A 21,263-nucleotide genomic window follows, 5' to 3' on the forward strand; every position below is an offset into this window, starting at 1 on the left:
CCGAAATCACATCCGGACAGGAGGATGTAGCTATGTTATGCGATAAGTGTAAAAAAAACGAAGCAAAACTTTATTATACCGAAATCATTAACGGCGAGAAAAAAGAACAACATCTCTGCGAAGAATGTGCTTTGGAATACACCTCTTTTTCCATGGGTTCAGGAATGTTCAATAAGGAAATAACACTTGGTAACCTGTTGTCCTCCATACTTGGTAATTATCAGGCCCCCGGAAACCTCCATGGAACGGAGCAAGGGGAAAAGGAGCCCAGTTGCAAGAACTGCGGAATGACTTATTCAGAGTTTTTGAAAGAAAGTCGTTTCGGGTGTGCTGAGTGTTATGAGAGCTTTCAGAAGGTACTTGAAAAGAGCCTTAAGAGCATTCAGGGTGCTGATACCCATAACGGCAAGAGACCAAAAGGCTTTGAAACAAAGACAGAAAAGCTGGTGAAAGAACTGTCAGAAATAGATAAACTATCAATAAAGCTTCAGGATGCCGTGGAAAAGGAAGAATTTGAGGAGGCAGCCAGAATAAGAGATCGAATCCGTCAGTTAAAGAAGGAGGAGATGAACAATGCCTAAGTGGTATAAGGAAAACGGAAAGAACAGTGATGTGGTAATTTCAAGCCGTATACGGCTGGCAAGAAATCTAAAGTCTTTTCCATTCTCAGCTAAGCTTACAGATAACCAGGCAATAGAACTGGTAGAAAAGTTAAAGGAAGCAACAGCTGTCCTGGAGGCGAAAGAAACCAAGAAATATTACAGCTGTAATGTGGATTTATTATCCGATTCGGAAAAGACAGCTATGGTAGAGAGGCATATAATAAGTCCTCTTTTGTTAGACAGAGAACAGAGCACAGGCCTTATCCTGTCAGAAGATGAAAGAATCAGTATTATGTTAAACGAAGAAGACCATATAAGAATACAGTCCATTACCGGAGGTATGAATATAATGGGTGCTTTTGCGGAGGCCAATGCTGCTGATGACATCGCAAGTGAATTATTCGATTATGCCTACCATGAAAAATATGGCTATCTCACCTCTTGTCCCACTAATGTAGGAACAGGACTTCGTGCATCCTATATGATGTTTCTTCCCGCTTTGACTGTAACCGGCAAGATTGCAAAACTTGCGGAAGAACTGTCCCAGTATGGAATCGCTCTAAGAGGAACCTATGGTGAGGCATCTAAAAGTGTAGGCAATCTTTATCAAATATCCAATCAGAAGACTTTAGGCAGTACGGAGAGAGAAATCATAGACAGTCTTAACCGTATTGTAGAACAGGTAATGAAACAGGAACGCAGGTACAGAGAATATATCCTGACGCATAACTATGATGAATTTGAAGATAAGGTTCATCGTTCCTTTGGTGTACTAAAATATGCAAAGCAGCTCTCTTCTGTGGATGCAATGACACTATTGTCACAGGTGAAGTTAGGTGTCGATCTGGAATTGATTGCTTTAAAGGAAGAGTGTAATGTCCATGAGTTGATGATGGAAATACAGCCTGGGAATTTACAGTGTATCCTGGATAAAACAATCGGAAGCGTAAGAAGAGACACTTTCAGAGCAGATTATGTAAGAGAGAAGCTTCCGGATATGGCTTAACCATAAAGATAAAGCCTTCCGGCAGAGAAATCCGGGGCTATCCGGAAGGCATTTCTTAAAAGAATAAGAAGGAAGAAGGAACATATAAACTGAGTAAAGTTTTTTCTTTTTCAAAGCATAAAATAATTATTAGTGCAGCATTTTACACTTTGAAAAGGAAAAAACTAATATTCAACTTATATAGTACCTTTAACCGTAAAATGGGTAAAAGAAAATTGAAAAGAAAGGATGCCACTGACAGATTCTTTTACTCCACTGATTTTACCAGTGGCGCAACAGGTGTAAACTATGAATGAGAGATATACCGAAGAAGCAAAACGTGCTATTAATAATGCCACAGAAGTTGCTTATAAATTATCCCACAACTATGTAGGTACAGAACACCTTCTCATTGGTTTGTTACAATCCGATGGTGTGGCAGCAAGAGTTCTGGAGAAAAACGGAGTGGAAGTAAATAAGGTATTGGAGCTGGTAAATCAGCTGATTGCTCCCAGTTCTACCATGGAAGCAGTTGAAGTTGACGGCTTTACCCCAAGATCAAAGAGGATACTTGATCAGAGCTTTAAAGAAGCAGTAAGGTTAAAGAGCCAGTCCGTAGGAACTGAACATATACTGATCGCACTTATCAAAGAATCGGATTGTATCGCGGTAAGATTATTAAATACGCTTGGTATAAATCTGCAGAAATTATATGTGGATCTGTTAACCGCTATCGGAGCAGATATGAATACTGCCAAGAATGAATACTCTGCTAATAAAAGCAAAGCGAAAGCAAAATCCAATACCCCTACCCTGGATCAGTACAGCAGGGATTTAACGGAATATGCAAGAGAAGGCAAATTAGACCCTGTAATCGGAAGAGAATCTGAAATCCAGAGAGTTATCCAGATATTGAGCAGACGTACCAAGAATAATCCCTGCCTGGTAGGTGAACCCGGTGTTGGTAAGACCGCCATTGCAGAAGGACTTGCCAGAAAAATCGTTGAAGGTAATATACCGGAGGTGATTAAGGATAAGCGGGTACTTACCCTGGATCTGTCCGGAATGGTTGCAGGCTCTAAATACAGAGGTGAATTCGAGGAAAGAATCAAAAAGGTTATCAGTGAAGTAATGGGTGACGGCAATGTACTGCTGTTTATCGATGAGATTCATACAATAATCGGAGCAGGCGGAGCAGAAGGTGCAATTGATGCCTCTAATATATTAAAGCCTTCACTGGCAAGAGGTGAGCTGCAATTAATCGGTGCTACCACCAGAGAAGAGTACCGTAAATACATCGAGAAAGATGCCGCCTTGGAGAGAAGATTCCAGCCCGTTGTAGTAGAAGAGCCTTCGGAAGAGGAAGCTATCCTTATATTAAAGGGCTTAAGAGACAGCTACGAAGCACATCATAAGGTTAAGATTACCGATGAAGCATTGGAAGCGGCTGTTAAGATGTCCAGCCGATATATCAATGACCGCTATTTACCTGATAAGGCCATTGATTTAATGGATGAAGCAGCCTCCAAAGTAAGACTCAGCACTTATATTACTTCCCCTGAGGTAAAAGAGCTGGAAACGCAGATTCAGACACTGGAAGAACAGAAAGAACAGGCAATCAAAAATGAAGAATATGAGAAAGCCGGAGATCTAAAGAGACAGCAGGAAGAGATAACACTTAATCTGAATGCCTTACAGGTGAAAACCGAAAAGGAAAAGCAGGATAATCTCTTGATCGTTGGTGAAAATGAAATAGCAGATATTATCTCAAGCTGGACCAAAATTCCTGTTAGAAAGCTTGCGGAAGAAGAATCCGAACGTTTAAGGAATTTAGAGAAAATCCTTCATGAAAGAGTTATCGGGCAGGAAGATGCAGTGTCGGCTGTATCCAAGGCAATCCGAAGAGGCAGAGTAGGCTTAAAGGATCCGGGAAGACCTATTGGTTCCTTCTTATTCCTCGGACCTACCGGTGTAGGTAAGACTGAGCTTTCAAAAGCCCTGGCAGAAGCTATGTTCGGCAGTGAAAATTCCATGATAAGAGTAGATATGTCGGAATACATGGAGAAGCATAGTGTCTCTAAGCTTATCGGTTCTCCTCCGGGATATGTTGGCTACGATGAAGGCGGTCAGTTAAGTGAAAAGGTAAGGCAGAATCCTTATTCCGTTATTCTTTTTGATGAGGTGGAAAAAGCCCATCCCGATGTATTTAATATCCTTTTGCAGGTATTGGATGACGGTCATATAACCGATGCCCAGGGAAGAAAAGTAAGTTTTAAGAATACTATTATCATAATGACCTCCAATGCAGGCGCCCAGAATATTATTTCTCCCAAAAAACTTGGTTTCGCCTCTGTCAGTGATGAAAAGGAAGATTACAAAAAAATGCGTGAAGGGGTACTGGAGGAAGTTAAACGTATCTTCAAGCCGGAATTCATAAATAGAATTGATGAGATGATCGTATTCCACTCCCTTTCCAAAGATGATATCAAGAGTATTGTAGGTATCATGCTTGCCACCATTACAAAGAGAGCAAAACAGCAGATGAGCATTAACCTGGAAATAGGAGAAGAGGTGACCACTCATATTGCTGAAACAGGCTTTGATCAGAATTATGGTGCAAGACCTTTAAGAAGAGCTATCCAGACGAATATTGAAGATAAGCTTGCAGAAGAAATATTGGAAGGTAAGATTAAGAGCGGAGATACAGCTTCTGTTGAATTAATCGACAAAGAAATCAAAATTTCCAAAAAATAATTCAAAACTTGTGAATAATCCTGTAGAAATTGACACGAAAATATAGTATAATATGAGCTATAATCATAAAGCGTAACATTAAGTGGAGAAGGAGGGCAGACACCCCCTTCTCCAGATGATTAGTATATATGACTAAAGGAAAAAGCAAGCATTTATCTATTGGGAGGATTTTTACATGTCAATTGTAAAAGAGTTAATTCGTAAAGAAAGCAATGGGACAATAAGTTTCGGAAATTATGAATTAAGCGAGAAATCCAAGGTCAATGATTTTGAACATAATGGCGATTTGTATAAAGTTAAGACCTTTAAGGAAATTACAAAATTAGAGAAGAATGGTATGATCGTATACGAATCAGTACCTGGAACTTCAGTAAATGAGCTAAACATAACCGAAAGAGAAATCAGTTTTGCAGTAGAAGGATATGAGGATTCCCAGATAACCCTTGAACTGGAAGCAGAGAAGGAATATAAGATCTATATTGATGATACCAACTTAGGTAAGATGAAGACTAATCTTGGCGGTAAGCTGAATTTCAGCGTGGAGCTTGGTACCAATAGTGGTAAAGCTGAAGTAAAAATAGTAAAGAGTTAATTAAAAATGTAATACCAATAGCAAGAACATTATAAAGGAGAGGATAATACCTCTCCTTTGTTACAATTATAGATGTAAAATAAAGGCAATTGAGTAAGGAATATCCTTAATTTCACACAGAATTTACAATCAGTATGAAAGTGTATGTAATCGCAATGGGAGGATTGTATGGCAAAGTTAAAGAATGTGTTCTTCTGTACAGAATGCGGATATGAAAGTTCAAAATGGATGGGACAGTGCCCTGCCTGCAAGACCTGGGATACTTTTGCAGAAGAACCGCCATTAAAGAAAGGTGAAAAAAGCAGAAGTACTGGTATTCTTCCGGAACCTCAGCTGTTATCCGCTGTCAGTGCAACTGAAAGTAACAGGGTTACAACGGGACTTCAGGAAATGGACAGGGTTTTAGGCGGGGGTATCGTAGTCGGCTCTTTGGTGCTGGTAGGAGGCGATCCCGGTATAGGAAAATCTACCCTGTTACTTCAGATTTGTAAAGAATTAACCGATAAACAGCATAGAGTTTTGTATATATCAGGTGAGGAGTCCCTTCATCAGATTAAGATGAGGGCAGATCGGCTTGGTATATTTAAAGGAGAATTACTTCTCTTAAGCGAGACGAATCTTGACAATATTGAAGTAATCATAAATAAAAATAAACCTGAGATTGTAATAATCGATTCTATCCAGACCATGTATAAAGAAGAGATTGGTGCGGCACCGGGCAGTGTAAGCCAGGTAAGAGAAACCACAAGTGTGCTGATGCATATGGCGAAAGGCCTTAATATTTCAATATTTATTGTAGGACATGTAACCAAGGAAGGGGTTGTAGCCGGTCCCAGAGTATTAGAACATATGGTGGATACTGTACTGTATTTCGAAGGAGAGAATAAGGCTTCCTACAGAATTCTCCGTGGCGTAAAGAATCGATTTGGTTCAACAAATGAAATTGGCGTCTTTGAGATGATGGATCAGGGACTTAGAGAGGTAACAAATCCTTCAGAATATATGCTTCAAGGAAAACCTGAGGATGAACCAGGCTCTGTGGTTGCAGCGTCCATGGAGGGGACAAGGCCTATCCTGGTAGAAGTTCAGGCGTTAGTCTGCCAGACGAATTTTAATATGCCAAGACGAACGGCGGCAGGAACGGATTACAACAGGGTAAACCTCCTGATGGCAGTGCTTGAGAAAAGGATAGGACTTCAGATGGCATCCATGGATGCTTATGTCAATGTTGCCGGTGGAATGAGGATCAATGAACCTGCGCTGGATTTGGGGATAGTTCTTGCCATTTTATCAAGTTACCGTAATCTTGCTTTGGACAGCCGTACCATATGCTTTGGTGAGATTGGTCTTACCGGCGAGGTAAGAGGTGTCAGTATGGCGGATCAAAGAGTGGCGGAAGCAGAGAAAATGGGTTTTAAGGTCTGTATCCTTCCTAAGACAAATGCAGACACCATAAAGAAAACAGGCATGAAGCTGATTGGCGTAAAAAATATCAGAGAATTGAACAGGTTATTTTCACAGGGAAGCTCCTTATAAACTGGGTAATTGTGTGATGCAATGACATTACACATGCAAAATAGTGCCTGCGGCTCCTGGATGCAGGTTGTGAGAAAGGTTGGTTATTGATATGGATTGTATGAAAGACTGCGCAGAAATTGACAGATTATTGGCGAAGCAAGATGAGTTTATTAAGAGTATAGGTGAAATAGTAAAAAATCTTGATACTTCCCAATTAAAAGTTGAAAAAAATGCATTTGATGCAATTAACAGCTCAGATACATCCCTGAACCTTGTAAAAGATGGTATTACCTGTGTAGATGACTTACTGGATAGAATTAAGTCGTTGAATGAAGTAGTGGAGAACTCTTCCCAAAATATGAATCAAATGAAGAATCTGTCAAACATGATAGTAGGATTTGCAGAAGTAATCGGTGGTATATCCAATAAAACTAATATGTTATCCTTAAATGCATCCATTGAAGCAGCCAGAGCAGGTGAGCAGGGAAAAGGATTTGCAGTTGTAGCCGGTGAGGTCAGAAATTTAGCCTCACAGTCAGCGAAATCTTCGAAAGAAATCTCAGAAACCATTGCATCCATACAATCCTTTGTTACAGAGACCGTTAAAGCCATGGATAATATCTATGATATCGTAAAGAAGCAAAATGATATGGTAAGTGATGTTAAGAAAGTATTTCAAAAGATTCTGGAAGCAGCCTATATATCCAATGATGTATCCAGAAATGTGGAACATGAAATAGCTTATCAGAGAGATATCACTGACAATGCAAAAGATACTTTGCAGATGCTTATAGATTTAAAAGAACAAATGAACTGAAGCAAATGAATTGAAACATAAGAACTGAAACAAAAGATGAAACAAATGAATTGAAACAAATGAACTGAAGTAAATGAACTGAAGCAAAAGAACTGAAACAAAAGAATTGAAACAAATGAACTGAAGCAAAAGAACTAGAACAAAAAGAACTGAAATAAATGAATTGAAGTAAATGAACAAAAGAACATGAATCAACTAAAACAAAAGAACTGAAATAAATGTTTAATAAATGTTGGAAATAAATCACAAAATAAAAGGAGAAAGAGCTGCTATGCTCTTTCTCCTTCTGCTACGATCTGCTCAAGAACCTGTATTAAATCCTGTATGTTATTCAATGTAACATTTCTTTTCAAAATCGAATCTTTTAATTCAATGGGCAGGGATTCAAACCTGTCCTTAATTGCTGGTGCAACATATGACATAATGACCTCTTTTCCGGATTAGCTCCATTTCATTTCCAAAAACATTATCTCCAGATTTATAAAAAAATATGCATTGAATAATTGATAAAAATTATCCAGTCACATATTTGCATTGTAAACTACATATTATTTAGTAATATACCGGAGAAAGAAGGAATAACAATGGATTTTACACAAAGCAGAACATATATGAACTTGCAGCGTGCTTTTGAGGGTGAGCTTATGAGTAGTACAAGATATCGGATAGATGGAATTAAAGCAAGACAGGATGGCTATATTCAAATCGGTAATGTATTTGATATAATTGCTGGATTTGAACGAGAGCACGCTACCATCTGGCTTCAATTAATCAATGAGGGAACAATGCCAAGTACTCTGGAAAATCTAAGACTGGCAGCGGCAACAGAAGAAGCGAAAGGAAATGATACCTATAGACAATATGCAGAAATAGCCAGGGAAGAAGGATATGCCCAGATAGAAGCACTTTTTAATGGTGTGGCTAATATTGAGCTTAATCATGAAGTGATTTTTGAGAACTTCGCCAACGATATTGAGAACAATGAGGTATTCTGTAAAAAAAGTCAGGTATTGTGGATCTGTATAAACTGTGGAAATATCCTGGGTGGTATCTGTGCGCCGGCTGTATGCCCAATCTGTGGTTTCCCTCAAGGCTATTATCAGGTATATGATACCAATTTATAAAGAAATACAGAGTAACTGCTTCATTGGCATAAGTATTCATAAGAAACTAAATTGTTAGGGATGACAAGAAACTAAAAAAGGTAAATAAAAACATATGGTAAATATGCAACAATAAAATAAGGGATAATTTAGAAAATTTATAAGAAAATATATAAGAAAACACAAAAGAAGTATATCTATTGGTAAATGAAATCAATTTACATATGTGTCCTCCTAAGCTATAATTGTGTTCTGTTACTACTAATCAGAAAAACAATGGGCTTTGGAGGGCTTCATCTTAATGTCTTATAATATAAAATTTTTTAATCAATATCTGCTCGCAAAGCTGCGCAGGATATACTTCATGGCACTTCCGGAAAATAAGGAAGACTACAAAAAAAGCAGAGTTGATTTTACTATCGGAGATAGTGCTGCCCAGACAATTGTCCAATTAGCCGGGGGGACCTTTATCGCTACCTTAATGACCTATTGTAATATTTCTGATGCCAATATTGGTATTATTACATCATTAGCAAGTTTGGCTGCCCTAGCACAGATCTTTTTGATCCAGTATATGGGACGGATCAAGAAATATAAATTTCTTGTATGTTTTACCTCATTTTTTAGGATTTTATTTTCTGTTATATATTTTGTACCGTTTTTGCCAATAAGTGATGATCTAAAGGCACTATTAATTGTCCTGTTCTATTTTCTGGCGCAGATATTTGTTCAAATAGGTACACCTGCTTCCCAGGACTGGATTGCCAGTCTGGTACCAAGCAGGCTGAGGGGAAAATATTTTTCCATTAAAGACTCGGTAGCTGTATTTGCAGTGTCTGGTACAATGCTTATTGCAGGTGTTATCTTTGACTTTTTTAAATCAAACAGTATCCGTACGGGATTTCTGGTTTTAGGAATTATCATTTTAGTGCTGGTTATTATCAATGTTATAGCGATGTCTAAAATGAAGGAACCCCGTGTATCCTATCTGAATACCGAAGGTAAGGAGATGCACGGCAGGCTTGTCAAAAGAGCAACGGAAGCTAACCCGGTAAAGCATAAGACAGAGAAAGGGAAACTCATATCTGAGCTTGCGGAAGCCTTTAAGGACAAGAAGTTTCGTAAGGCATTAATACTCCAGAGCCTCTATATAACAGGCTTTTATATATCTATTCCGTTTATAGCCAGTTACCAGGTAAATGTCTTAAAGCTTCCCTATACCTTTATGATGCTGGTGGGATTTTTCTGTAATCTGTACCGCATCTATATTACACCTAAGATCGGCAGAATGGCGGACAAATACGGCATGGCAAAAATGCTGCGCTACAGCCTGGCAATACTGGGTTTAAACCTCTTAGCGATAGCTTTTACAGTACCGGCAAATGCCTATCCCTTTCATATCCTGGGTGCCCTGTTATCCTCAACGGCCTGGGCTTTTGTAGGTATTGGTTTATTCGGAGTACAGTTGGACTTCTTTAAGAATGAAAAGAGAATGATATGGTTATCCTTAGTATCCTCTTTGTCCGGCGTATTGGGATTCTTTGTCTCGGTAGTTGGCGGAAGGCTGCTAAATTTCCTTGAGGGACATTCGGTTACAATCAACGGCATTTATATATATCCCCAGCAGATACTAAATGTGTTAGGCTTTCTTATACTGATTGGCTGCTCCATTTATATCAAGTTTCAGATTGAAACAGAGAAAATCGATACGAACAGACAGGATGGGAGGGTTTCCGTTTAAGGATTTGCGAAGGATTCAATATGAAGCATTCATTACACAGGAAAATGAAGCACTAATTAAATGAATAACAGATATCAATTATTGAATAACAAAAAATAAGTAAATATGACAGAAGAATTGAATATAATAGTAGAAGAACTGCTATTGAATAGTTTAGAAACAGGCTGTTCGATAGCAGTTTCTTATTATCATAGCTGTATTGAAAACGATATTTTAAGTTTGAGGGAGTATTATATATAAAGTTTGAGGAGTATGTATATATACAACAGGTAAGTATATATGCAAAAGTATATTATGGTCTTTAGACATGATATTGCTGACCGGCATCAAGCTTAAAATATGTTTAGCCCAGGAACGGAGAGAAGTATGGAATTCTTAAATCAATATGTAGTATTGATTATTGTTGGTATCTGTTACTGCCTTGGGTATATCATTAAACACAGCATAACTGTAGTTCCCAATAAATTTATACCTTTAATTATGGGTGTAATAGGTATTTTACTAAACATGTGGATGAATAAATGGATGTTCTCTCCGGAAATCTTATTGGGAGGACTGGCAAGTGGTCTTGCCAGCACCGGAGCTTTTGAACTCCTTCGAAATATAAAGAACAATAGTGATTGTTCAGATAAAAAGGTTATTAGAAAGAGCACAAGTAAGAGGACACCCCGTAAAAAGGAATAAAAGAATAAAGTTTAAATTACAGCCGGAAGAAGCCCTCTGTTACGAATAACAAAGGGCTTCTTTAGCAAAAGCTCCCCCCGATTGAGGGTGGAGCCCAATATATTGGAATTTATTTGTTTTTTTATTATTCACTGTTTTCTTCAACAAATGCCAAATATAATTTGTAAACATCATCAATCTTCAAATTAATTAAATGAGCAAAATTATATTTCTTAATAAGATGATGAACAAATTTCGTTCCAAGGTAATAACCTACATCTCCATATTCCTGATAATTTACCCAGTCTCCAAAATATCTCTGGTTTAATTTGTCCATAATCGGCAAATCATTATAGAAATCCATTACTATTTGTTGAAAATGATCATCGCACCATTTTTTCCATTCCTTCACATCTTGGTGATAATAATTAAGGTCATTAACCAGCATCTGTTCAAAATACATGGCAGTACCTTCTGTGAATAATTTCCATACGAAGTACTGTTTATTGTCATCACAATGTTGGTTTAAAATACCATGTTGTTTTTGATATACATGGCCTAATTCATGATAAATAAGACCATACATTGATTCTATATCCTGCCAATTCAGTTCGATTATCTTTTCTACGCCTAACAAAACAGTATCTTTTCCATTGATATTAGTTACCCATCCAGCTGCATTGCAAAGACCAAGGTATAATACAATTTCAACCTCAAACTCATTACCAAAGCATTCAATAATCCTCGCATTTAAATTTTTTGTCGCCTTAGTAAAAGAGTTATGTAATCGTTCTAAGGAAGGGTTTTTATTAACAGCATTAATTATTGGAAAAATATCGCTTTCGTAAGTATATGTTCCGTTATCAAGATATTCTTTTATGTCATCTTTGAAAATATGAGCAGAATTATCAAAAATCGAATTTATATATATTTCCCACTTATCGAAACTGAAATTTTCATTTTCAAATAATGAATTGATTTGCGAATAAGTATCAATAATTTTAACCATACACACCTCCACAAATACAAAAAAAAACACTACCAGAATCTGATAGTGTTTACAGGGGATGAGAGAATCGAACTCCCGCTAAAGGTTTTGGAGACCCTTGTCATACCATTTGACCAATCCCCTAAAGCTCAGCCGCTTGTCGCGACTGCTAATATAGAATACAATAAATTGTGTCAATTGTCAAGAATTTTTTATTAAATATTACTTATTGGACAAGGAGTCAGAGTTTCAAATAAAATATGTGGCAAAAGAGGCTTGCTGTAAATATATCCCTGAATAATATCACATTTATTTTTCTTTAAAGCCTCTAATTGTTCTGCCTTCTCAACACCTTCTGCGATAACCTCAAGCTTCATGCTGTGAGCCAGATGGATGATTCCGGAAGCTATCTGTGCATCTTTTTCATTGCTGCTGATGTTGTTCACAAAGGACTTGTCCATTTTAAGAGTATTAATTGGTATATTCGTCAGATAATTCAAGGAGGAATAGCCTGTACCGAAATCATCCAGTGATATACGGATACCCAAGTCCTGCAGGGAGGTTAATTGCACAGAGGCCTTTGTAAGAGAAGATACCAAAGTACTTTCTGTTACCTCCAGTTCCAGGTTGCAGGCAGGAAGACCGGTTTCCGCTAAAATATTACGAACCACATCGATAAAATTCGCCTTACTTAATTGAACACTGGAGATATTGACAGAGACAATAAGTGATGGAAATCCATGATCTATAAGGGTTTTATTAAATATACATGCTTCTTTTAGAATCCACTCACCAAGTTCTGTAATCATGCCGCTTTCTTCTGCTATCGGTATAAATTCCACAGGATTCAGTTCACCCAGTTTCTGGTTGCGGATACGCATAAGTGCCTCAAAGCCTGTCATCTTTTCTTTGCGGATATTGTATTGAGGCTGATATACCACATAGATTTCTTCGTTGGCAATGGCATGGCGTAAAACCTCGGTAATAAGGGAACTGCGGTTTAACTCTTCCTCCATGGTCACGTCAAAAAGTGTATATTTGTTTTTACCGGTATCTTTTGATTTGTACATGGCAATATCGGCATTTTTAATCAGTGTTGTATGAGTAAGCCCATTCTTTGGATACAAAGCAATTCCGATGCTCATGGATACATAGATGGACTCATTGTTTATATGAAAAGGAGTTTTTAGCGATTCAATAACAGAGGCCGCAAAATCCAGGGCTTCTTTCTCGCTGTCCAGATTCTCGCGAAAAAGAAGGAATTCATCCCCTCCGGCTCTGGCCAGAATATCGTCTCCGGAGGTAAGGGAGAGCAGATGGGCAGCTGTTTGTGACAACAGATTATCCCCGTATTCATGACCCAAGGTATCATTAACTGTCTTAAAATCATCCAGATCCACAAAATAAACGGCATGCAGCTTATTAGACCCCGGTGAGGAAGCAATAGTCTGATTAACTCTTTCAATAAAGGACATCTTGTTAGGAAGGTTCGTTAAAACATCGTGATAGGCGAGATATTCAATGTGATTATAATTAAGCCTCAATTGTTCTTCTTTGGTTATAAGCTCTTCGTGCATGGCAGAAAGTTCGTTGTAGCTGCTTCTGACAATATGCAGCATTTTATTTAGATTCCTGGAGAGCTCACCGAATTCATTCCTGGATTTTATATTACTTTGTGCTTTTAGGTTACCCTCGGAAGCAACCCGCAGCGTATTTTTGATTTCAATAATGGGTTCTGTGTAAATATCAGCTATACGATTGCCGGCGAGATATATAACCAGAGAACAGCCGATAATTCCAATGAGGAAAATATATAAGATAATTCTTGCAAGACCGGTCACACTTCCTACATCCTGTTTCATGATAATGACCCAGCCGGTATTTTTTAAGATGCTGTAGCCGTAGATGGTATCTGTTGCTTCAAAGACATATTGAAAATTTCCGGAGGCATTAGCCTTACCACTATAGAAATCAGTTACAAGCCTGCCCAGCTGATCGTCCTTTATATTGGTACCGATGTACCTGCTGTCAGGATGATAGATATAATTACCGTATTTATCCAGACAAAAGGCATAGTCCTTTTTACCGGAGGATAAAGTACTCATATAGTCATTGAGACTTTGGAGATTCAAGGTACTAACCAGATAACCCAGAGTTATCTTACTATTCGAACGGCTCTTAATGGGAGAACCGATTTCAATGAAATACTGACTGGAGCCATTCTCCTGCTTTTTCTTAATAATACCGCTGACGCCGCAGGCTGGATTGCCCGTGGCCTTCATATAGGATAACGTAAGGTTGTCGGATAATTTTGTATTGATGCGTTGTTTTTCTGTACTTAGGATAACGGTATTATTTGTATTAAATATTTGAATGTTCTGATAATAGGGCATAGTATTGCTCTGACGGATTAATAAATCCATAGCATTGTTATAGAGAATTTTTTCATCGTTTTTTCCTGTGGAATCAGAGGACAGGGCAAAGGCATAATCGTAAATATCACTTTCTGTAGCAAGAAGGCTGGTTTCTGACTGTTTACCGCTAAGAAATATCTGAAGTCCCTGCTGTCCTGTTACAGCTCGTTGCTCAAGGTTTGTTTTTTCGGTCCTGATCAGCTTTCCGGTCATCAGATGATAGGAAAGTACAGAAAGGAGGATAATAGGAAGGATAGATAATATAAATAAAGTAATCCGTAAATTATTTCGAATAGACATAATGGTCTTCTTTCATGTGTATTTTATTTATAATTTAAAACGCTTTAATTTAGGATTTATATTTACACATATTTTAGCTGGCCGGTACTGCTCTGCATAAGAAATGCTATTTAACACCGCAGTCCAGGCTGTTTTTTAGGTTGCAGACAGGTGCATTATTATTGTTTGGATAGAGTATGCTTCAACAGATTTTGGTAGTAAAACAACGATAAGTGTTTTACAAGGATGTTTTGTGGATATTATGATAATCGGATTTATATGTAATTATTTAACATATTAACAAATATACAGAAAAAAAGCAATAAAATTGGTAACAATACTATAAATTTTAGTTGAAAAAGCTTCCTGTAACAGGTATACTTGTACCAGTAGTGTGCGTCGTTTATTTTGCAGATGAACACGGGTGGGGCAAGAATTAGCAGAATCTTGTATTCTGTAATATACCCAGGGAATGAACAGATCGGAGAGTAAAATGTACAAGTTATTAAGAAGAGACGGAAGAGCCAAGCGTGGAGAATTCCACACCGTTCATGGTACCATTCAGACCCCGGTTTTTATGAATGTTGGAACGGTAGCAGCTATTAAAGGTGCGGTATCAACCCAGGATCTTCAAGAGATTAAAACCCAGGTGGAATTGTCCAATACTTATCACCTTCATGTCAGAACCGGTGATGAGGTAATCAAGAAACTTGGAGGACTTCATAAATTCATGGTATGGGATAAACCAATACTGACAGATTCAGGAGGCTTTCAGGTGTTTTCTCTTTCAGGACTGAGAAAGATAAAAGAGGAAGGCGTATACTTTAGTTCCCATATTGACGGCCGTAAGATATTTATGGGACCGGAAGAAAGTATGAGAATCCAATCAAACCTTGCATCAACCATAGCTATGGCATTTGACGAATGCCCTCCGCATCCTGCTGAAAGAAGCTACATGCAGAATTCAGTGGACAGAACTACGAGATGGCTGTTACGTTGTAAGACTGAGATGGACAGACTTAATACCTTACCGGACACAATAAATAAGCAGCAGATGTTATTTGGAATAAACCAGGGCGGCACCTATAAGGATATTCGTATAGAACATGCAAAAACCATATCAGAATTAAATCTTGACGGTTATGCACTGGGAGGGCTTGCAGTAGGAGAATCACATTCTGAAATGTATTATATTCTTGAGGAAACAGTACCTTACCTGCCTTTGGAAAAACCCACTTACCTCATGGGTGTTGGTACACCCGAGAATATCTTGGAGTCAGTAGAGAGAGGTGTGGATTTCTTTGACTGTGTATATCCCGCAAGAAACGGAAGACATGGTCATGCTTATACCAATCACGGTAAAATGAATCTGATGAATGCCAAATATGAACTGGATGATTCACCAATTGAAAAAGGCTGCGGTTGTCCCGTTTGCAGACAATATAGCAGAGCTTACATCAGACATCTGTTAAAAGCAAAAGAAATGTTAGGATTAAGATTCCTGGTAACACATAATCTTTATTTCTATAACAATATGATGGAAGAAATCCGCAGTGCCATTGAAGAACAAAGGTACGCAGAATATAAGAAAAACAAGCTGGAGGGTTTCGCCCAGGGTGAACTTGCCTAAGAAGGAATATTAAACACAAGAATTATATTATTTAGGAGGAACAAGATGCAAATCGGACTTTTAACACAACCAAGCGGTGCTTTGAACTTAGCCACATTAGTAATGTGGATCGTTTTCATGGTAGGAATTTTTTATTTCATGGCAATCCGTCCCCAGAAGAAACAGCAGAAGAAAATGGACGCTATGATGTCAACCTTGGAAAACGGTGACAGCGTGGTGACCACCGGAGGATTTTACGGTGTAATCATTGATGTAATGGAAGATGTAGTAATCGTTGAATTCGGTAACAACAAGAACTGCCGTATACCTATGAAGAAATCAGCAATCGTTGAAGTTGAGAAACCTCAGTCAGCAATTGCTTCAAAAGAATAAGGAACACAAAAGGGACGCCACGGCGTCCCTTATTTTAACCTCTTTTCCAATGACTCAAGGAGTGATTCAGGTATTTGTAAATTACCTTTTCCGCTACCCAGAGAAATATCCGGCTTATTCATACCATGAAAATCAGAACCGCCAGTAATAGCTAGATTATAACGATTGGCATAACGTCTGATTATGCCTTCATCAAAACCGGTATTCAAGGAATAAATAGCTTCAATGCCATCCAGCCCAAATCCGGCTAAAAGAGCAATAAGAACATCTAGCTGCTCTAAATTATACTTATACAATAAAGGATGGGCAAGCACTGCAAGCCCTCCCGCTTCATGAATCAAATCAATAGTGGCTTCCGGGGAGAGATAATCCCTGGGCACGTAATATGGAGAAGAATCATTAAGAAATCTGTCAAAAGCATCCTTGTTAGACTTCGTAAAACCATGCTCCGTCATATACTTGGCAAAATGTGCCCGGGTCAGGACAGCTTCACCTTCTGCAGCCTTTAACTTATCCACCGTGATATCAATCCCGGCACCTCTTAAATTAGCTGCCATTTTCTCATTACGTTCTTCTCTTTTGGCAACAGCCTCGTTAAGAGTCTTAATCAAAGCATTATTCTTCGTATCCAGAAACAGTCCCAGAATATGAATATCCCTGCCATTATAAGCAGCAGAGATTTCCGCACCGGGAATAATTCTTAAAGGATTGCTGGCATCGGACATTACAAGAGCAGCAGCCTGGGCTTCCGCTACACCGGCAACCGTATCATGATCCGTAAGAGCAATAGCGGATAAAGACAACGAAGCGGCAAGGCTGACAACTTCCGCCGGAGTAAGAGTACCATCCGAAGCATTAGAGTGCACGTGTAAATCAATATATTTCATAAGAGTTCTCCTATAGCACTGTATTTACTGTATATTAAGCTTTTGAGATATAGATTGACTGACTGAAAAAGAGTCAAAGTCAATCTTTAATTTTCTTTAACAAAATGTGTGGGCAATAGTGAGTTTTTTTCTTACTATTATGTGTTAACGCATCCATCTTTACTATTATGAAATAATAATCTAATTTTATTAGTGTAATAACTCACTCTCAAAGATTGGATACAAAGGTTCAAAAAATAAGTAATGTACGTATTCCAGCTTTTGACCATCAACTGTCAATCACACATTTATTGTTTTTAATTTTAAATCATTATCTTTTACTTGTAAAGATAATACTTCACCTTGCTCATTCCCGTATATAGTATTTGAAATGAGTATATCTGAGAATAATATAAAGTGATAACAGGTATAAGGTTGGAAAAAATATACTTTTTCTTGACTGAAATGTAAATATATGTTAATGTGGGTGAGGAACAAAGTATAAATAAATCATGGAGGGATGTAAATGAGTAGGAAATTGAAGTTGTTATTTAGTTTAATGGTTTGTGTAGTGATAATGGGTGTTATGCCAATGAATGTGCTTGCAGAGACGTATACTGACGAGTATCAAGCAGCAATAGTTAGAATTAATGAAAAATATGGAGTAGATTTTAAATTAAGTTATATACATAAAGAGCAAATTACTGTAGAAGAATTTGAATCAAAACTGAATGAATTAGCAATTGCCCAAACTGTTTCAAATAATAAAGAACGATTTGGAATTACAGCTGAAAGCACAATGTCTACTGTGACTAAAACAAGAACAAAAGATTCACAGGATTTACCTTCTCATTTTTCTCTTACACTAACATATGATGTGACTTCCAATAGAGTTAGTAATTTAAGAAATGCTGAAATTAATTACAAAGCAGCAGCTATATTGGGCAATGTATATCTTACAAATATATCAAGTCCAACGTATAAAACTTTAGATAGTGGAAGAACAGCGACCGTAAAATATACAGCGACAGTTCATTTTGATTCTATTTTTGGAGTTGATGCAACTTTATATGCAGAGTATGGATATGATGCATAAGCAATATCCTGTAATAAAGTAAAAATATTTAAGCACCCTAAGGGGTGCTTTTTCTATATGAAAAAACACCAAGATAATATAAAGGTAATAATATGTATTTTTATTGCAGAAAATAAACTAAGATTCCATCTTACCAGGTACCCAGATGATTGGAGGGGCTGTCTGGTAGTTTTGTATTGAAAGGTTCCTTATGACACTTAAGCGCCAGTAACTGTGAATAGGTTAAATAGTGCCACTGTCTGAGCACAATAACCTGCCACGGCCATAACCGTACAGCGAGTTTGGCACTCTTTAACCTGCCATGAACAGTTACTGGCGCTTTAGTGGAATAAGGGTCCTTGAACAACAAAACGGACAGACAGCCCCTCCAATCATCGTCCCCTTCCAAAGCCCCCCTCCCCCCCTTTTCCCACAATCATTCACAAAAATTCACATTCCAGGTCATATACTAAGGACATGAAAAATATAATACTGTATAAATGTATGGAGGTATTTCATGGACAAAGTACTTCACCGGAATTCCAAAGTAACCGTCGCGTTAAAGAATCTTCTCTTTTCTTATGTCATAACCGTACTTATGATACTGCTGCTCTCTTTCCTTATGCTTAAGCTGGACGTATCCAATAAAATATTAAGCGGAGGCATCATAGCGACCTATATCCTCTCGACCTTTCTGGGAGGCTTCCTGTTCGGGAAAAGTGCCGAGCATAAAAGGTTTCTGTGGGGACTAATGATGGGAGGGCTTTATTTTGCCATCCTGCTGTTAGCATCAATACTGACCGGTTCCGTAATGGGAATGGAACCTGCCAGAGTATTTACAGTCATGCTATTATGCCTGTTCGGAGGGATGCTGGGAGGCATGGTGAGCTGAAAATTTCTCTTTTCAAATCTTGGAGGCTATGGTATAATAAGCTTTGAATTTTGGATATTATCATCCATAGGGAAAATATAAGGAGGAAACTCATGAAACGTATTAAGACTTTAAATACAAGAAATCTTAAAGAGTCCATGAAGAAGGGCGGATGCGGCGAGTGCCAGACTTCTTGCCAGTCAGCATGTAAGACATCCTGCACAGTAGGAAATCAGAGCTGCGAGAACGATAATAGATAATAATCCTGCAGTATACATAAGTAATGCAAGGTAGTACTAAGGTTACTGATAAAGTTGATAATTAATCATGTAAACTAAGCAGCGTCTTACAGTCGCTGCTTATTCCTTGTGCATGGATAAATGCACATAGAAGGAGGAAATTTTGGTTCACCAGTATAAAAATAACGGCTATAATATTGTGCTGGACGTTAACAGCGGCATGGTCCATGTGGTGGATGATTTAATTTATGATATTATAGAAGGATACAACAAGGCTTCCAGAGATGCTAAGCATAAAGTAAGCAAGGAAGACAGAGAAGCCATAATCAATCATATAGCGGATAAATACAAAGGAGAGGAATATACCTCTTTATTTGAAGAATATAAGGAACAAGCAGACCCGGTAGTTACGGCGGTAACCGAAGCCTTATCCGAAGTAGAAGAGCTGATAACGGAAGGTGCTCTGTTTACTGAGGATATCTATGAGAATTACATATCGGAATTTAAGAACCGTTCAACGGTTGTAAAAGCACTTTGCCTTCATATAGCACATGACTGTAATCTTGCCTGCAAGTATTGCTTCGCGGAAGAGGGCGAATACCAGGGAAGACGTGCACTGATGAGCTATGAGGTTGGGAAGCAGGCCCTGGACTTCCTGATTACCAGTTCCGGTAACAGAAAGAACCTGGAGGTAGATTTCTTTGGCGGTGAACCGCTGATGAATTTTGACGTAGTGAAAAGACTGGTGGAATACGGAAGAGAGCAGGAAGTAATTCATAACAAAAAGTTCCGCTTCACCCTTACTACAAATGGAATTCTGTTAAATGATGATATCATGGAATTTGCTAATAAAGAAATGAGCAATGTGGTATTAAGCATTGATGGCCGTAAAGAGGTAAATGACATGATGCGTCCTTCCAGAAACGGTAAAGGAAGCTATGATGTTATCATTCCCAAATTCAAGAAACTTGCTGAAAGCAGAAACCAGAAAAACTATTATGTAAGAGGAACCTTTACCCATAATAATCTGGACTTCTCAGAAGATGTTATACATCTGGCAGAGAACGGCTTTAAGCAGATCTCCGTTGAGCCGGTAGTGGCTTTACCCGAAGAAAACTATTCCTTAAAGGAAGAGGACTTAGAAAAGATTTATGAAGAATATGATAAGCTGGCAGCTTATATTCTCGAAAGGAAACAAAAAGGGGAAGGCTTTAACTTCTTCCATTTCATGATAGATTTATCCGGCGGTCCCTGCGTTGCCAAAAGACTGTCAGGCTGCGGTTCAGGAACCGAATATATGGCGGTAACTCCCTGGGGTGATTTATATCCCTGCCATCAGTTTGTTGGAGAAGAAAAATACCTGATGGGAAATGTCTTTGAAGGAGTGAAGCAAAAGGAGATGCAGGAAGAATTCAAGTGCTGCAACGTATACTCCAAGGAAAATTGCAAAGAATGTTTTGCCAAATTCTATTGCAGCGGCGGCTGTGCTGCCAATTCTTATAAGTTCCATGGCAGCATCCATGATACTTATGATATCGGCTGCAAGCTTCAGAAGAAACGTGTGGAATGCGCACTCATGATAAAAGCAGCAGAGGCTTCTCTTTCAGAGGAAGCTTAAAAGATTATCAATAGAAGGATAATGCCTGTTGGGCAGTCAGTAATGAGACTGCCTTGTACAGGCATTCTCTGTTTTTAGTTACAATGAAATCGAAGATAGTTTTCGAACTTATTTATGGGGGTATTCTGTTTTGTCC

20 protein-coding genes and 1 tRNA gene are annotated in these 21,263 nt (G+C 38.2%); 15 read left to right on the top strand and 6 right to left on the bottom strand.

Annotated features, from left to right (window positions below):
- Positions 1 to 32: 32 nt before the first annotated feature.
- The 6 genes from BR73_RS0107740 (at position 33) to BR73_RS0107765 (ending at position 7,268) form a co-directional block, all read left to right on the top strand.
- Positions 33 to 581 (top strand): UvrB/UvrC motif-containing protein, encoded by a 549-nt coding sequence (locus tag BR73_RS0107740; RefSeq protein ID WP_033165070.1) that lies wholly within the window; start codon positions 33 to 35, stop codon positions 579 to 581.
- Positions 574 to 1,608, top strand: a complete 1,035-nt coding sequence (locus BR73_RS0107745) for a protein arginine kinase (protein ID WP_033165071.1) — start codon at positions 574 to 576, stop codon at positions 1,606 to 1,608. Before BR73_RS0107740 ends, BR73_RS0107745 begins: the two co-directional genes overlap by 8 nt.
- Positions 1,609 to 1,896: 288 nt before the next feature.
- Complete coding sequence (locus BR73_RS0107750) at positions 1,897 to 4,341, top strand: ATP-dependent Clp protease ATP-binding subunit (RefSeq protein ID WP_033165072.1); 2,445 nt, start codon at positions 1,897 to 1,899, stop codon at positions 4,339 to 4,341.
- 175 nt (positions 4,342 to 4,516) lie between these two features.
- A complete protein-coding gene (locus BR73_RS0107755) occupies positions 4,517 to 4,933 on the top strand; it encodes a hypothetical protein (protein WP_033165073.1) in 417 nt (138 codons plus the stop codon).
- Between the two features lie 168 nt (positions 4,934 to 5,101).
- Positions 5,102 to 6,469, top strand: coding sequence for a DNA repair protein RadA (gene radA, locus BR73_RS0107760; protein ID WP_033165074.1), 1,368 nt, complete (start codon positions 5,102 to 5,104; stop codon positions 6,467 to 6,469).
- Between the two features lie 91 nt (positions 6,470 to 6,560).
- Positions 6,561 to 7,268, top strand: coding sequence for a methyl-accepting chemotaxis protein (locus tag BR73_RS0107765; protein ID WP_156034642.1), 708 nt, complete (start codon positions 6,561 to 6,563; stop codon positions 7,266 to 7,268).
- Between the two features lie 269 nt (positions 7,269 to 7,537).
- Here BR73_RS0107765 and BR73_RS29075 read toward each other — a convergent pair whose 3' ends face one another.
- Positions 7,538 to 7,690: a hypothetical protein gene (locus BR73_RS29075; RefSeq protein WP_197032632.1), complete on the bottom strand. Its 153-nt coding sequence runs from the start codon at positions 7,688 to 7,690 to the stop codon at positions 7,538 to 7,540.
- A gap of 162 nt (positions 7,691 to 7,852) precedes the next feature.
- Here BR73_RS29075 and BR73_RS0107775 point away from each other — a divergent pair, with 162 nt between their 5' ends.
- The 3 genes from BR73_RS0107775 to BR73_RS0107785 all read left to right on the top strand — a co-directional run bounded on the left by BR73_RS0107775 (position 7,853) and on the right by BR73_RS0107785 (position 10,796).
- Positions 7,853 to 8,392, top strand: coding sequence for a rubrerythrin family protein (locus BR73_RS0107775; protein WP_033165076.1), 540 nt, complete (start codon positions 7,853 to 7,855; stop codon positions 8,390 to 8,392).
- A 280-nt stretch (positions 8,393 to 8,672) separates the two neighbouring features.
- Positions 8,673 to 10,112 (top strand): MFS transporter, encoded by a 1,440-nt coding sequence (locus BR73_RS0107780; protein ID WP_033165077.1) that lies wholly within the window; start codon positions 8,673 to 8,675, stop codon positions 10,110 to 10,112.
- A gap of 366 nt (positions 10,113 to 10,478) precedes the next feature.
- On the top strand, positions 10,479 to 10,796 hold the full coding sequence (locus BR73_RS0107785; protein ID WP_081848571.1) for a phage holin family protein: 318 nt from the start codon (positions 10,479 to 10,481) through the stop codon (positions 10,794 to 10,796).
- A 124-nt stretch (positions 10,797 to 10,920) separates the two neighbouring features.
- Here the strand turns inward: BR73_RS0107785 and BR73_RS27235 are convergent, their stop codons facing one another.
- The 3 genes from BR73_RS27235 to BR73_RS27240 all read right to left on the bottom strand — a co-directional run bounded on the left by BR73_RS27235 (position 10,921) and on the right by BR73_RS27240 (position 14,477).
- Positions 10,921 to 11,784, bottom strand: coding sequence for a hypothetical protein (locus tag BR73_RS27235; protein ID WP_051685043.1), 864 nt, complete (start codon positions 11,782 to 11,784; stop codon positions 10,921 to 10,923).
- Between the two features lie 52 nt (positions 11,785 to 11,836).
- Positions 11,837 to 11,907: transfer RNA gene (locus tag BR73_RS0107795), tRNA-Trp, on the bottom strand.
- A 71-nt stretch (positions 11,908 to 11,978) separates the two neighbouring features.
- Positions 11,979 to 14,477, bottom strand: a complete 2,499-nt coding sequence (locus BR73_RS27240) for an EAL domain-containing protein (protein WP_051685044.1) — start codon at positions 14,475 to 14,477, stop codon at positions 11,979 to 11,981.
- A 472-nt stretch (positions 14,478 to 14,949) separates the two neighbouring features.
- Between BR73_RS27240 and tgt the strand changes: the two genes are divergently transcribed.
- Positions 14,950 to 16,086, top strand: coding sequence for a tRNA guanosine(34) transglycosylase Tgt (tgt, locus tag BR73_RS0107805; protein WP_033165078.1), 1,137 nt, complete (start codon positions 14,950 to 14,952; stop codon positions 16,084 to 16,086).
- 45 nt (positions 16,087 to 16,131) lie between these two features.
- On the top strand, positions 16,132 to 16,458 hold the full coding sequence (yajC, locus tag BR73_RS0107810) for a preprotein translocase subunit YajC (RefSeq protein WP_051685045.1): 327 nt from the start codon (positions 16,132 to 16,134) through the stop codon (positions 16,456 to 16,458).
- Between the two features lie 29 nt (positions 16,459 to 16,487).
- Here the strand turns inward: yajC and BR73_RS0107815 are convergent, their stop codons facing one another.
- Positions 16,488 to 17,345, bottom strand: a complete 858-nt coding sequence (locus BR73_RS0107815) for a PHP domain-containing protein (protein ID WP_033165079.1) — start codon at positions 17,343 to 17,345, stop codon at positions 16,488 to 16,490.
- 505 nt (positions 17,346 to 17,850) lie between these two features.
- On the opposite strand from BR73_RS0107815, the gene BR73_RS0107820 reads away from it, so the two are divergent.
- Positions 17,851 to 18,420, top strand: coding sequence for a hypothetical protein (locus BR73_RS0107820; protein WP_033165080.1), 570 nt, complete (start codon positions 17,851 to 17,853; stop codon positions 18,418 to 18,420).
- 130 nt (positions 18,421 to 18,550) lie between these two features.
- Here BR73_RS0107820 and BR73_RS0107825 read toward each other — a convergent pair whose 3' ends face one another.
- Complete coding sequence (locus BR73_RS0107825; RefSeq protein ID WP_033165081.1) at positions 18,551 to 18,808, bottom strand: hypothetical protein; 258 nt, start codon at positions 18,806 to 18,808, stop codon at positions 18,551 to 18,553.
- Between the two features lie 108 nt (positions 18,809 to 18,916).
- On the opposite strand from BR73_RS0107825, the gene BR73_RS0107830 reads away from it, so the two are divergent.
- The 3 genes from BR73_RS0107830 (at position 18,917) to scfB (ending at position 21,127) form a co-directional block, all read left to right on the top strand.
- Positions 18,917 to 19,291, top strand: a complete 375-nt coding sequence (locus tag BR73_RS0107830) for a TIGR04086 family membrane protein (RefSeq protein ID WP_033165082.1) — start codon at positions 18,917 to 18,919, stop codon at positions 19,289 to 19,291.
- A gap of 92 nt (positions 19,292 to 19,383) precedes the next feature.
- A complete protein-coding gene (gene scfA / locus BR73_RS0107835) occupies positions 19,384 to 19,530 on the top strand; it encodes a six-cysteine ranthipeptide SCIFF (protein ID WP_033165083.1) in 147 nt (48 codons plus the stop codon).
- 142 nt (positions 19,531 to 19,672) lie between these two features.
- Entirely contained in the window at positions 19,673 to 21,127 is a 1,455-nt protein-coding gene (scfB, locus tag BR73_RS0107840) for a thioether cross-link-forming SCIFF peptide maturase (RefSeq protein WP_033165084.1), read from the top strand.
- The last annotated feature ends 136 nt before the right edge of the window (positions 21,128 to 21,263 follow it).

Source organism: Clostridium sp. KNHs205, assembly GCF_000702945.1.
Lineage (GTDB): Bacteria > Bacillota > Clostridia > Lachnospirales > Lachnospiraceae > Anaerocolumna.

Excerpts from the sequence above, each read along its gene's own strand:
- BR73_RS0107740 (WP_033165070.1), top strand. The coding sequence starts at position 33 with ATGTTATGCGATAAGTGTAAAAAAAACGAAGCAAAACTTTATTATACC.
- BR73_RS0107745 (WP_033165071.1), top strand. The coding sequence starts at position 574 with ATGCCTAAGTGGTATAAGGAAAACGGAAAGAACAGTGATGTGGTAATT.
- BR73_RS0107750 (WP_033165072.1), top strand. The coding sequence starts at position 1,897 with ATGAATGAGAGATATACCGAAGAAGCAAAACGTGCTATTAATAATGCC.
- BR73_RS0107755 (WP_033165073.1), top strand. The coding sequence starts at position 4,517 with ATGTCAATTGTAAAAGAGTTAATTCGTAAAGAAAGCAATGGGACAATA.
- radA (WP_033165074.1), top strand. The coding sequence starts at position 5,102 with ATGGCAAAGTTAAAGAATGTGTTCTTCTGTACAGAATGCGGATATGAA.
- BR73_RS0107765 (WP_156034642.1), top strand. The coding sequence starts at position 6,561 with ATGGATTGTATGAAAGACTGCGCAGAAATTGACAGATTATTGGCGAAG.
- BR73_RS29075 (WP_197032632.1), bottom strand. The coding sequence starts at position 7,690 with ATGTCATATGTTGCACCAGCAATTAAGGACAGGTTTGAATCCCTGCCC.
- BR73_RS0107775 (WP_033165076.1), top strand. The coding sequence starts at position 7,853 with ATGGATTTTACACAAAGCAGAACATATATGAACTTGCAGCGTGCTTTT.
- BR73_RS0107780 (WP_033165077.1), top strand. The coding sequence starts at position 8,673 with ATGTCTTATAATATAAAATTTTTTAATCAATATCTGCTCGCAAAGCTG.
- BR73_RS0107785 (WP_081848571.1), top strand. The coding sequence starts at position 10,479 with ATGGAATTCTTAAATCAATATGTAGTATTGATTATTGTTGGTATCTGT.
- BR73_RS27235 (WP_051685043.1), bottom strand. The coding sequence starts at position 11,784 with ATGGTTAAAATTATTGATACTTATTCGCAAATCAATTCATTATTTGAA.
- BR73_RS27240 (WP_051685044.1), bottom strand. The coding sequence starts at position 14,477 with ATGTCTATTCGAAATAATTTACGGATTACTTTATTTATATTATCTATC.
- tgt (WP_033165078.1), top strand. The coding sequence starts at position 14,950 with ATGTACAAGTTATTAAGAAGAGACGGAAGAGCCAAGCGTGGAGAATTC.
- yajC (WP_051685045.1), top strand. The coding sequence starts at position 16,132 with ATGCAAATCGGACTTTTAACACAACCAAGCGGTGCTTTGAACTTAGCC.
- BR73_RS0107815 (WP_033165079.1), bottom strand. The coding sequence starts at position 17,345 with ATGAAATATATTGATTTACACGTGCACTCTAATGCTTCGGATGGTACT.
- BR73_RS0107820 (WP_033165080.1), top strand. The coding sequence starts at position 17,851 with ATGAGTAGGAAATTGAAGTTGTTATTTAGTTTAATGGTTTGTGTAGTG.
- BR73_RS0107830 (WP_033165082.1), top strand. The coding sequence starts at position 18,917 with ATGGACAAAGTACTTCACCGGAATTCCAAAGTAACCGTCGCGTTAAAG.
- scfA (WP_033165083.1), top strand. The coding sequence starts at position 19,384 with ATGAAACGTATTAAGACTTTAAATACAAGAAATCTTAAAGAGTCCATG.